The sequence below is a fragment of the Macromonas bipunctata genome (genome assembly GCF_002837135.1).
GTDB classification, from domain to species: Bacteria; Pseudomonadota; Gammaproteobacteria; order Burkholderiales; family Burkholderiaceae_C; genus Macromonas_A; species Macromonas_A bipunctata.
In genome coordinates this window covers 16,555-27,856 of record NZ_NWBQ01000082.1, presented here as the reverse complement: position 1 = coordinate 27,856, position 11,302 = coordinate 16,555, and the positions used below count along the sequence as shown (strand labels likewise).

The window sequence follows — 11,302 nt, the reverse complement described above, 5'->3', positions numbered from 1 at the left end:
GTGTTGCACTCCAACCAACTGCGCATGCTGCTGTCGGCGCTGGGTTACGTGCTCATCGAGCGGCTGCGCGCCTTGGCCCTGCAGGGCACCGCACTGGCAACAGCTCAGGTCGATACCCTGCGCATCAGACTGCTCAAGGTGGCTGCAGTGGTCACGCGCAACACACGGCGCATCCGGCTGTACCTGGCCTCGCACTGGCCCAGCGCGCCCATCTTCGCGCACGCCATGAGCCAGCTGCGCTCGCCCTGAACGCCGCGACAGCGCCTGGCCGGCGCGATGACACAAAACTGGCCCGCAACCCAAGCCGGGGTGGGGGTCGCTGCGTCCTGACAGGGCCGATGCGCGCGGGTGCGTGCCTTTGGCTCACGGCAATGACCCGTAGCGACCCCTCTTCAGGCATCAAAGTGACAAAAGAGACGACGGGGTGGACTGCGGTGAAATATCCGGGCTAGGCGCAGTTGGGTACCTGCACCGTTGCGGGGCTGGGTGTTGCCGTTGGCGTTGCTGGTGCTGTGGTGGGGCGCGGTGGCTTCGGGCTGGGTCAACTCGCCGTTGTTGGTGTCGCCGTGGGCGGTGTGGCAGCGCGGGGTCGATCAGGTGTTGAGCGGTGAATTGTGGCTGGCGCTGTCGGCCAGCCTGTGGCGCATGGCGTGGGGCTTTGCCATCGGTTCTGGCATCGGGCTGTTGGTGGGGGCTGGGCTGGGGGGCTCGCGCTGGCTGGATCGCCTGATCGGGCCGTCGTTCCACACCGTCAAGCAAATCTCGCTGTTCGCTTGGATTCCGATGCTCTCGATGTGGTTCGGGTTGGGCGACGAGGCCAAGATTGCGTTTGTGGCGATGGCAGCGTTTTTTCCGGTGGTGCTCAACACCTACGAAGGCATCCGCAGCGTGCCACGCGAGTTCATTGAGGTGGCGCGGGTGTACGAATTCAGCGTGTGGCAGTTGTTGCACCGTGTGATTGCGCCAGCGGCGGCCCCCTCGATTTTTACGGGTCTGCAACTGTCGCTGATTTACACCTGGCTGGCCACCTTGGGGGCGGAGTATCTGCTGGCCTCGGGCACGGGTATTAGCAACACCCTGATCGACGGGCGTGAGCACTTTTGGATGGACTTGGTGTTGTTTGGCGTGGTGGTGATTGGCCTGGTGGGCTTTGTCTTGAACTTTGTGCTGGGGGTGCTGGAAAAGCGCCTGCTGGCTTGGCGCGACCGCACGGTGGCGCGTTATTGAACCGAATGGAAGAGGAGCATGGACATGGCACACGCCGGAACATTGACGATCCAGAACCTGAACAAGCGTTACGACGTAAAAGGGCAGCCCTTGCCGGTGCTGCAAAACATCAACTTGACGATAGAGCCGGGCGAATTCGTCAGCATTGTGGGTTCCAGCGGCTGTGGCAAATCCACGTTGCTGCGCCTCATCATTGGTTTGGAAGGCGACCATGAGGGCGAAATTGCGCTCAATGGCCGGCCTATTTCGGGCACTGGGTTGGAGCGCGGGATTGTGTTTCAGGAGCACCGCCTGTTTCCGTGGCTCACGGTGGAAAAAAACGTTGAACTGGGCCTGCTCAACGCCAACTTGAGTGCCGCCCAAAAGCGCAACACGGTGCGCGAACACATCGAATTGGTGGGCCTGACGGGGTTCGAGAACGCCTATCCGCACCAGTTGTCGGGCGGGATGTCGCAGCGCGTGGCGATTGCCCGTTCGCTGGTGAACCGGCCCGACATTTTGTTGCTCGACGAGCCTTTTGGGGCGCTGGATGCCATGACACGCGCGCATTTGCAGCAGGAGCTGCACCGTATCTGGCAGGCCGAAGGTATCACCATGATTTTGGTCACGCACGACGTGGAAGAAGCCGTGTACCTGGGCGACAAAGTGGTGGTGATGGAGCCGCGTCCTGGGCGTATCCGCCGCACGGTGCCGGTGGGGCTGGCGCACCCGCGCGACCGGGCTTCTTACGCCTTCAGCGTGGTGAAGGACGACGTGCTGCAAGAGTTTGCCGACCACAACGCCGCCGAGCTGGCCGAGCCCCCGCTCAAGCGGCCTGAGCAGCAAACCGCTTCACCGGCGCAATGGCAGTGGGCGGTGTGATATGCAAGATACCACCGTCATCATCGTGCCCGGCTGGCGCGATTCTGGCCCTGGCCATTGGCAAACTCTGTGGGCCGAACGTTTGCCGCGCGTGCGCCGTGTGGTGCAGGACAATTGGATCAGCCCTGTCCGGCGCGCTTGGGTGGATCGTCTGAGCGACACCATTTTGGCCACACCTGGCCCAGTGGTGGTGGCTGCCCACAGTTTGGGTTGCATCACCACGGTACACCTGCCACCCGAGGTGGCACAGCGCATTCAAGGCGCGCTGCTGGTGGCCCCTGCCGACCCTGAGCGGCGTGGTGTGTTGGGCGACTTTGCGCCCGTGCCGTATGCGCACCTGCCGTACCGCAGCATGGTGGTGGCCAGCACCAACGATCCCTTTTGTCCTGCGCGCTTGGCCGCCGCTTACGCACGTGCTTGGGGCAGTGAGTACGTGCGTATCCCCGACGCAGGCCACATCAATGTGGCCTCGGGGCATGGTGAATGGCCATTTGGCTGGGCTTTGCTGCATGCGTTGCAGCATTATTCAGCCGTTGAGCAGGGACAGCCATCGCCGGTGGCGGCCAATGTGCCGACGCCGGACGCTGTGGTGGCTACGTAGCACTGCGTGGCGTGCAACCGCTCAGCGCGCGCCGCCTGCCTACAGGTGTCCGGCAGCGCGCTGCGCCCGCTGGATTTCGCGCAGCATGAACAGGTAGAGGCCTTCGACCTTGTCGCGCGCCCAAGGCGTCTTGCGCAGGAACTTGAGGCTGGAGGCGACGCTGGGATCGTGCGTGAAGCAGCGCACGGGAATCCGCTGCGCCAGGTCGGCCCAGCCGTAATGGGCTTCCAGGGCGCGCACCATCGCTTCCAGCGTCACGCCGTGGAGCGGATTGCGCGGTTGTTGCTCAGGGGTGGGCGTGCGGGTGTCGGTCATCGCGTCAGGCCAGTTCGGCAATCAGCTCAATTTCCACACACGCGCCCAGTGGCAGTTGGGCCACGCCGAACGCACTGCGGGCGTGGCTGCCCACGGTGGGGCCAAACACTTGGCCCAGCAGCTCGGAGCAACCGTTGGTGACGAGGTGGTGTTCGGTGAAGGTGGGGCTGGAGTTGATCAGGCTCAACACTTTCACGATGCGTTTGACACCGTTCAAATCGGTGCCCGCAGCTTGGCAGGCGGCGTGCAGCGTGCCCAGCAGGTCGATGGCGACGGCGCGCGCGGCGGTGTTGCCTTCGGCGGTGCTCATGTTCAGGCCGAGTTGGCCTGTCCACACTTGGCCGTTGCGTTTGGCGATGTGGCCGCTGAGCATGATGAGCTTGCCCGTTTGCACAAACGGAATGTAGGCCGCAGCCGGTACCGCCACCGGCGGCAGGGTGATGTCGAGGGCTTGCAGCTGGTCGTAAACGCTCATGGGGTGGCTCCAGAAAACAGGACAAATCGGGTGAAGGGGGATGCGCCGGATTCTATCGGGGCGCCTGCACCGGCACCGCAAACGCGCGCCACCGTGCCGTTGGTGGCGGGGTGGCGATTGCCTACAATGCCCAGTCATGCAGATTTTGATCATTTTTTGGCCATGATGGCCGCCTTGGCCGGTGGCGTGCTGGGTGTGGCGTTGCAGTTGCAGCAGGTCGCGCTGTGGGCGACGTGGGCCTACGCGCTGTGCGCTGCGCTGGGGCTGGGTGTGCTGCTGCTGGCTTGGCGGGCGCCGTGGGGGCGCGTGCGTGCGGGCCGCTGGTGGCGGCAGGGGTTGTGCGGTGTGGCGCTGGCGCTGTGTGCGCTGGCCCTGACGGGCGTGCGCGCGGGCTGGCACCAGGCACAGGCCCTGGCTCCGGCGCTGGACAACCAGGTGGTGTGGCTGGAGGGCCAGGTCACGGGCCTGCCCCGGCGCACCGATTCGGGCTGGCGCTTTGAATTCCAGCCCGAAGCTGCGCGCTGGCAAGAGCAACCCGTGGCGGTGCCACCGCTGGTGCAACTGTCGTGGGGCGCCGGGTGGGCAGCGGGGCGTGGCGCGCAACGGGAGTCGGCACAAGATGCTGTGCAGGGCGAACCGGCGCAGACCAACGATTTGCCCACATTGCGCGCAGGCCAGCGTTGGCGCCTGACGGTACGCCTGCGCCGTCCGCACGGCCTGGCCAACCCGGGCGGGTTCGACACCGAGCTGTGGTACTGGACGCAGGGCCTGCACGCCAGTGGCCAGGTGCGCACCGGGCGCCAGGTGCCCCCGCCCGAGCTGCTGGACGAGCAGGCCAGCGGCCACCGCATCGCCCGGGCGCGGCAGGCGGTGCGCGACGCCATTCTGGCGCGGGTGCCCGAGGCGTCCGCCGCCGGGATGCTGGCCGCGCTGAGCGTGGGCGATCAGGCTTCGATCGAGAACGACGCCTGGACGCTGTTCCGCCGCACCGGCATCAACCATTTGGTGAGCGTGTCTGGGCTGCACGTGACGATGTTTGCCTGGCTGGCGGTGGGGCTGGTGGGCGGGTTGTGGCGTGGCCTGGCGCGTGTGTGGCCGGGGCTGTTGTGGCGCGTGCCCACGCCGGTGGCGGCTGCCGTGGGCGGGGTGGTGCTGGCGGCGGGGTACGCGCTGTTGTCGGGCTGGGGCGTGCCCGCGCAGCGCACGGTGTGGATGCTGGCCACCGTGACGCTGCTGCGCCTGAGTGGGCGGCGCTGGCCGTGGCCCGCCACGTGGCTGCTGGTGATGAATGTGGTGCTGCTGCTCGACCCTTGGGCGCTGCTGCAGGCGGGCTTCTGGCTGAGTTTTGTGGCGGTGGGGGTGCTGTTCTCGGCGTTGCCGGGTGGGCCTGCGCGGGTGGGCGAGGCCGGTGGTGGCGCAGTGCTGGCATCACCCCCGCCGCCGACCGGCGCAGCGGGAGGGGTGGCGATAGGGCCGGGGCGCTGGCAGCGGGTGTGGGTGGGGTTGCGGGCCATGTTGCGCGAGCAGGCGGTGGTCACGGTGGCGCTGGCACCGCTGACGCTGATGCTGTTTGGCCAGTTCTCGCTCATCGGGCTGCTGGCCAACTTGCTGGCCATTCCGTGGGTCACGTTCGTCGTGACGCCGTTGGCGATGCTGGGCGTGGCCTGGCCGCCGCTGTGGGATGCGGGCGCGCTGGCGGTGCGCTGGCTGATGGTGGGGTTGCAGGGCTTGTCGGCACTGCCGTGGGCCACGCTGGAGCGGCCCGACCTGCCGTGGACGCTGGCGCTGCTGGGCGCCGCCGGGGGCCTGTGGCTGGTGCAGCACTGGCCTTGGCGCTGGCGGGCCTGGGGCTTGCTGTGGCTGTGGCCCGCCCTGGCGTACCAGCCGCCGCGCCCGCCGCCGGGGGCGTTTGAAATTGTGGCCGCCGACGTGGGCCAGGGCACGGCGGTGGTGGTGCGCACCGCGCGCCACACCCTGCTGTACGACACCGGCCCGCCCGTGGGCCGCCACAGCCACAGCGCCGAGCGCGTGTTGCTGCCTCTGCTGCGCGCGGGCGGCGACCGGCTGGATGCGGTCGTCGTCAGCCACGCCGACAGCGACCACGCCAGCGGCCTGGCCAGCGTGGCGGCGCGCTTTGCGCACGCCCAGTGGTGGACGTCGTTCCCGTGGCCCGCCCACGCCACCCCGGCAGGCGCGTCCGTGCCCCTGCTGCGCCGCTGCGAGGCCGGGCAGCACTGGGAGTGGGACGGCGTGCGCTTTGAGCTGTTGCACCCCGGCCCGCCCGATGCGGCTGCAGTCCGCAACGCATCCGAATCCGACAACGCGCGCTCTTGCGTGCTGCGCGTGGGGCAGGGTGCGGCCACGGCGCTGTTGCCGGGCGACATTGGCGCCGAGGAAGAGCAACAGGTGCTGGCGCGCTACCCCGGCCTGCGCGCCACAGTGCTGCTGGCCGGGCACCACGGCAGCCGCAGCTCCAACAGCGCGGCCTGGCTCGATGCGCTGCAGCCTGCTTGGGTACTGGTGCAGTCTGGCCGGCACAACCCGCACGGCCACCCGCACCCCGACGTGGTGGCGCGCTGGCAGCGGCGCGGTGTGCCCTGGGTCAACAGCCCCGGCTGTGGCGCGGCAGTCTGGCGCAGCCACGCGCCGCAGCAGGTGCAGTGCCAGCGCGAGCGCGCACCGCGCTACTGGCACGCGCGCTGATGGGCTTCAGTGCTGCGGCGCTGGCGCGGCGGGCAGGCTGGCATCGAACAGCACCGCCTGGTTGCGCCCGGCCACCTTGGCCTGGTACATGGCGGTGTCGGCGTTCTTGGCCAGTTCGGTGGTGTCGTGGCCGTGCTGCGGGTACAGCGCCACGCCGATGCAGGCCGACACCGCCAGCGTCAGGGCGCCGACGGGCATGGGCTGCTCCAGCGCCAGGCGGATCTTCTCGGCCACCTGCAGCGCCTCGGCGGGCTGCTGCAGCTGGGGCAGCAGCACCACGAACTCGTCGCCGCCGATGCGGCCCACGGTGTCGGAGGCGCGCAGGCAGCCCTCGATGCGCCGTGCCACTGTCTGCAGCACCACGTCGCCCACGCCGTGGCCGTGCGTGTCGTTGATGGGCTTGAACTTGTCGAGGTCTATGAACAGCAGCCCCACCAGGTGCGTGTTGCGCTGCGCTGCGCTTGTGCCAGCGCCTGCGCCAAACGGTCGAAGAACAGCTGGCGGTTGGGCAGGTCGGTCAGCGCATCAAAGTGGGCCAGGTGGCTGAGCTGGTCTTGCGCGCGCTTGCGTTCGGTGATGTCGAGCTTGATGGCCACGTAGTGCGTGGTCCGCCCCTCGGGGTTGAGCACGGGCGCGATGTGCGCTTCTTCGGTGTACACGCCGCCGCTCTTGCTGCGGTTGATGAGTTCGCCCAGCCAGCACTCGCGCCGCCCCAGGGTTTGCCACATGTCGCGGTACACCCCGGGGTCGGTCAGGCCCGACTTGAACAGCGAGGGCCGCCGGCCCAGCGTCTCTTGCGCGCTGTAGCCCGAGACGCGCTCGTACTGCGGGTTGATGTAGCGGATGGTGCTTTCGGTGTCGGTCACCATCACCGAGACCGGGCTTTGCTCGATGGCGGTGCGAAAGATCAGCACTTCCTCGTGTGCGCGGTGCAGCTCGGCCAGCTTGTCCTGCAGCGTCTGGTTGAGCGCCTGCAGCTGGCGCTGTTGGGCCAGGGTGTTGAGCTGGGTGCGCACCCGCGCCTCCACCACGGCGGGGTGGATGGGCTTGTGGATGAAGTCGACCGCCCCGGCGCCCAGCGCGCGCAGCTCGCTGTCGATGCCGGTGTGCGCGGTGACGAAGATCACCGGCACCTGGCTGGCGCGCGGGTGCTGGCGCAGCGCCTGCATCACCGCGTAGCCGTCCATGCCGGGCATCATCACGTCGAGCAGGATCAGGTCGGGCGTGGCGTCCTGCAGCTGGGCCAGCGCCTCGGGGCCCGAGAGGGCAAAGCTGATGTCGCACAGCTCGGCCAGGGCTTCGCCCAGCACTTCGACGTTGTCGGGCTGGTCGTCCACGATGAGCACTTGGGGGCGGGGGGTGGGGTTCAAGTCTGGGCTCCTTGCGGGGGCGGTTCCGCTTCTGGTTCTGGGGTGGGCGCAGGCATGGGGGTTGGCGTTGCTGCCGTTGCCGGTGCCGGCCCGCCGCTGCCAGGCAGGCGGTCTTGCTCAAATTGTTGCAGTGCGGCCAGGGCTTCGGTAAACCGCAGCTGGCGCACGGCGGCGGCCACCGGCGCGTAGGCGCTGGCCAGCGTGCTGGGTTGCAGCAGCAGCTCGATGCCTTCGTTGACGCGCTTGGCCGCCAGGCGCTTGCCCTTGAGCAACTGGGCCAGCTCGGCCAGCAGCGGCGCCAGCTGGGCCAGATCGCTCGCCGCCAGTGGCTGCGGGGCGGGCGTGGGGGCGGCGGGGGCAATCCAGTGCAGCAGCTCCTGCAGCAGGTCGTGCGGCGTGAAGGGCTTGTTGATTTGCGTGACCATGCCAGCGGCCAGGCTGGCGCTGCGCTCGTGCGGCATCACGGAGGCGGTCAGGGCCAGCACGGGCGGGCAGGCGTCGCCCAGCAGGGTGCGCAGCTGGCGCGTGGTCTCGAAGCCGTCCATGTCGGGCATTTGCAGATCCATCAGCACGGCAGCAAAACGCTGCTGCTGCGCCAGCTCCAGCGCCTGCGCGCCGCTGCTGGCACAGGTGGCGCGCAGGCCCAGGCGCAGCAGCACCTCGTAGGCCAGGGTGCGGTTGCTGCTGTTGTCGTCCACCACCAGCACGTGGCGGCCCTGCAGCGGTGCCGCCAGCGGGGCCAGCTGCTCCCAGCGGGTGTAGCCGCTGCCGGGCGCTGGTGTCGGGCCCGGCGTTGGCGCTGCGCTGGCGTGGTCCAGCACGCCGCTGTCCAGGCCCCCTGGCACCGTGCCCAGCACGGCGGTGAAGCTGAAGGTGCTGCCTTGCCCGGCCGTGCTGTGTACCGAGACCTCGCCGTCCATCAGCCGCACCAGGCGGCGCACGATGGACAGGCCCAGCCCCGTGCCGCCGTACTGGCGCGAGATGGAGCTGTCGGCCTGCGTGAAGGGCACAAACAGGCGTGCGGCCTGCTCGGGCGCCATGCCAATGCCGGTGTCGATGACCTGGCAGCACAGTGTGACGTGGTGCGCGCTGCGCGCCTGCAGCTGCACCTGCAGCCGCACGCTGCCGTGGCGCGTGAACTTGATGGCGTTGCTCACCAGGTTGATGAGCACTTGCTTGAGCCGCAGGCTGTCGCCCACCAACTGGTGCGGCAGCGCGGGGTCGAGCTCGGTGTGCCAGGCCAGGTGCTTGTCGTGCAGCTGCTGCGCAAACAGCTCGAACACCTCGCTGACGGTGTCGGCAATGTCGAACGCCGCCTGTTCGAGCTGGAGCTGCCCGGCCTCGATCTTGGAGTAGTCCAGGATGTCGTTGAGCAGCTGCAGCAGGCTCTTGCCCGAGCGGTAGACCTTGTCCATGTAGTCGCGCTGGCGCGGCGTGAGCTCGGTGTCCAGGGCCAGCGCGGTCAGGCCGATGATGGCGTTCATGGGCGTGCGGATCTCGTGGCTCATGTTGGCCAGGAAGTTGCCCTTGGACTGGTTGGCGGCGTCGGCGGCCTCCTTGGCGGTGCGCAGGGCGTCGTCGTAGGCGCGCTGGTCGGTGATGTCGCGGTTGACGCCCACCACCTGCAGCGGCTGGCCCTGGGGGTCGTACTCCGCGCGCCACAGCGCCTCGTGCCAGTGCGGCTGGCCGTCGGCCTGCACCACGCGGAACACCGCACGCCCGGGCTCGCCGCTGCGCACGCTGTGCTGCAGCTGGGCATGGAGCCCGGCCAAGTCGTCGGGGTGGACTTGCTGGCACCACCACTCGTAGGTGATGCCTTGCTCGCGCATCTCGGCCGGGGGCGGGCACCAGCGCAGCAGCAGCTCGTCCCAGTGCAGCCGGTTCGTGGCCAGGTCCCAGCTCCAGACCGCGATCTGCGCCACCTGCGTGGCCAGCTGCAGCCGGTGCAGGGTGGACTCGATGAGCCGCTCGGCGCGCTGGCGCTCCGTCACGTCCTGCAGCGTGCCCAGGTAGCCGTTGATGTGGCCGTGCTCGTCGAGCAGCGCCGACACCGTGCGCAGCGCGGTAAAGCTGCTGCCGTCGCGGCGGTGGTACACGGCCTCGCCCACCACGGTCTCGCCCGGACGCATGTGCATGACCAGGCTGGCAAAGTTGTAGTGCTCGCTGCTTTGGCGGAACAGCGCTGGCGTGTGCCGGCCCACCACCTCGTCGGCGCGGTAGCCCAGCAGCCGCTCGGCCGCCGGGTTGAACAGGGTGATGAGGCCTTGCGGGTCGGTGGCGATGATGCCGTAGCTGGTGTGGTCGAGGATGGCGCTTTGCAGCTGCGCGAGCTGGCGCAGCTGGCGTTCGGCGCGCTGGCGCTCGGTCAGGTCTTCCAGCACCAGGATGACGTGGGGCTCGCCGTTGATGACCAGCCGCGACAGCGCCGCTTGCAGCGGGAATTCGCTGCCGTCGGCGCGCTGGCCTATGGTTTCGACGTGCTGCAGCGTGCCCGGGCCAGCGTCGGGGCCGAACACCTGGCGTGCGATCTCTTGCTGCTGGCGCAGTGCCGCCGGGGCCACCAGCTGGGCACCTGGCAGCTGGTGCAGCGCCGCGCGCGGGTGGCCAAACAGGCGCGCGGCGGCGTCGTTGGCCTGCTGCACCACGTTCTGGGCGTTGACCAGCAGCATGGCCAGCGGCGAGGCCTCGAACAGCAGCGCGGCCTGGCGCCCGGCCTGCTGGCGGTGGCGCTGCTGCGTCAGGCGGTAGATGTAGGCCGTGCCCGCGCCGGTCAGCAGCATCATCAGGCCGCTGAAGGCGAACAGCATGCGGGTGTCCTCGCCCCAGTGCCCCAGGTAGTCGGTGGTGGCCTGGCCCACCAGCACGTAGAACGGGTAGCTGCCCACCCGCTGGTAGGCGTACTGGCGCTGCACCTGGTCGGCCCCGGACGGCGCGAGGTAGCTGCCGCGCTCGGGGCTGGTCTGCAGCGCCTGGCGCAGGGCTTGCGACACCCGCGTGTTGCCGGGCGCCAGGTGGGGTGCGTTGCTGTCGGGGTAGCGGTAGACCTGCGCCATGCCGCTGTCGCGCAGCACCGCCACGCCGTTGGGGCCGATGTTGACGCTGGAGAAGATGCGCTGGAAGTAGCGCGTGTGCAGGTTGATGAAGGCCACGCCCGCAAAGCTGCCGTCGCGGTGTTGCAGCCGCTTGGCAATCACCACCACCCACTGCTGCGAGACGCGGGTGAAGATGGGGCCGGAAAAGATCAGCGCCGGGTCGCTGCTGGCGACCTGGGCCTTGGTGCGCACAAAGTAGTCGCGGTCGGCCAGGTTGAGGTGGGCGGGCAGCGGGGCGCCCGTGGCGTGGCGCACGTAGCCGTCCTCGTCCATGACGCGGATGTGCAGGAAGGTGGGCGCGGCCTGCAGCAGGTGCTCCAGGTAGTCCTTGAACTGCGTCGCATCCAGCGTGCCCTGTCTGCGGTCGTGCATGTAGGTAAACTCGACCGCGTTGAGCGTGACAGCGGCCTGGTCAAACACCTGCTCGATGTGCTGGGCCAGCAGTTCGGCGTCGTAGCGCGTGGTGGTGGTGGCGCGTTCCTGCTGGCGCTGGCCCTCTTGCCACAGCGAGACGCCGGTCAGCACCGCGATCAGCAGGCACACCAGCAGCGCACCCGCCAAGTGCAGCAACCACGCGGGCAGGCCCGTGCCGGCGGGGGTGGCGTGCGGTGTGCCGTGATCGGAATAGGCGGGCGGGGCGTGGAGCATGGGCAATGGC

At 68.8% G+C, this 11,302-nt stretch carries 10 protein-coding genes; 5 read left to right on the top strand and 5 right to left on the bottom strand.

Annotated elements, in window-relative coordinates; translation table 11 throughout:
• The 4 genes from CON76_RS11555 to CON76_RS11540 all read left to right on the top strand — a co-directional run.
• Positions 1-249, top strand: a 249-nt coding sequence (locus tag CON76_RS11555) for a transposase (protein WP_205758194.1), incomplete at its 5' end; no start/stop codon positions are given.
• Between the two features lie 225 nt (positions 250-474).
• Positions 475-1,227 (top strand): ABC transporter permease, encoded by a 753-nt coding sequence (locus CON76_RS11550; protein WP_240592851.1) that lies wholly within the window; start codon positions 475-477, stop codon positions 1,225-1,227.
• 24 nt (positions 1,228-1,251) lie between these two features.
• Entirely contained in the window at positions 1,252-2,088 is an 837-nt protein-coding gene (locus CON76_RS11545) for an ABC transporter ATP-binding protein (RefSeq protein ID WP_101103499.1), read from the top strand.
• A 1-nt stretch (position 2,089) separates the two neighbouring features.
• A complete protein-coding gene (locus CON76_RS11540; protein ID WP_101103496.1) occupies positions 2,090-2,689 on the top strand; it encodes an RBBP9/YdeN family alpha/beta hydrolase in 600 nt (199 codons plus the stop codon).
• A gap of 39 nt (positions 2,690-2,728) precedes the next feature.
• Here CON76_RS11540 and CON76_RS11535 read toward each other — a convergent pair whose 3' ends face one another.
• Both CON76_RS11535 and CON76_RS11530 read right to left on the bottom strand, forming a co-directional pair.
• Positions 2,729-3,004: a VF530 family protein gene (locus CON76_RS11535; RefSeq protein ID WP_101103495.1), complete on the bottom strand. Its 276-nt coding sequence runs from the start codon at positions 3,002-3,004 to the stop codon at positions 2,729-2,731.
• A 4-nt stretch (positions 3,005-3,008) separates the two neighbouring features.
• Positions 3,009-3,479 (bottom strand): RidA family protein, encoded by a 471-nt coding sequence (locus CON76_RS11530; protein ID WP_101103494.1) that lies wholly within the window; start codon positions 3,477-3,479, stop codon positions 3,009-3,011.
• 162 nt (positions 3,480-3,641) lie between these two features.
• Between CON76_RS11530 and CON76_RS11525 the strand changes: the two genes are divergently transcribed.
• Positions 3,642-6,182 (top strand): ComEC/Rec2 family competence protein, encoded by a 2,541-nt coding sequence (locus CON76_RS11525; protein WP_101103493.1) that lies wholly within the window; start codon positions 3,642-3,644, stop codon positions 6,180-6,182.
• A 6-nt stretch (positions 6,183-6,188) separates the two neighbouring features.
• Here CON76_RS11525 and CON76_RS11520 read toward each other — a convergent pair whose 3' ends face one another.
• The 3 genes from CON76_RS11520 to CON76_RS11510 are packed head-to-tail and all read right to left on the bottom strand — an operon-like array spanning position 6,189 to position 11,292.
• Complete coding sequence (locus CON76_RS11520; protein ID WP_169929055.1) at positions 6,189-6,617, bottom strand: diguanylate cyclase domain-containing protein; 429 nt, start codon at positions 6,615-6,617, stop codon at positions 6,189-6,191.
• Positions 6,599-7,552 (bottom strand): response regulator, encoded by a 954-nt coding sequence (locus CON76_RS11515; protein WP_101103491.1) that lies wholly within the window; start codon positions 7,550-7,552, stop codon positions 6,599-6,601. Before CON76_RS11515 ends, CON76_RS11520 begins: the two co-directional genes overlap by 19 nt.
• Complete coding sequence (locus CON76_RS11510; RefSeq protein WP_101103490.1) at positions 7,549-11,292, bottom strand: PAS domain S-box protein; 3,744 nt, start codon at positions 11,290-11,292, stop codon at positions 7,549-7,551. The genes CON76_RS11515 and CON76_RS11510 overlap by 4 nt, the downstream gene beginning before the upstream one ends.
• Between the last annotated feature and the right edge of the window lie 10 nt (positions 11,293-11,302).

Bases quoted from the DNA above. Each gene is read 5' to 3' on its own strand.
- CON76_RS11530 (WP_101103494.1), bottom strand. From the start codon at position 3,479: ATGAGCGTTTACGACCAGCTGCAAGCCCTCGACATCACCCTGCCGCCG.
- CON76_RS11525 (WP_101103493.1), top strand. From the start codon at position 3,642: ATGATGGCCGCCTTGGCCGGTGGCGTGCTGGGTGTGGCGTTGCAGTTG.
- CON76_RS11510 (WP_101103490.1), bottom strand. From the start codon at position 11,292: ATGCTCCACGCCCCGCCCGCCTATTCCGATCACGGCACACCGCACGCC.
- CON76_RS11540 (WP_101103496.1), top strand. From the start codon at position 2,090: ATGCAAGATACCACCGTCATCATCGTGCCCGGCTGGCGCGATTCTGGC.
- CON76_RS11535 (WP_101103495.1), bottom strand. From the start codon at position 3,004: ATGACCGACACCCGCACGCCCACCCCTGAGCAACAACCGCGCAATCCG.
- CON76_RS11545 (WP_101103499.1), top strand. From the start codon at position 1,252: ATGGCACACGCCGGAACATTGACGATCCAGAACCTGAACAAGCGTTAC.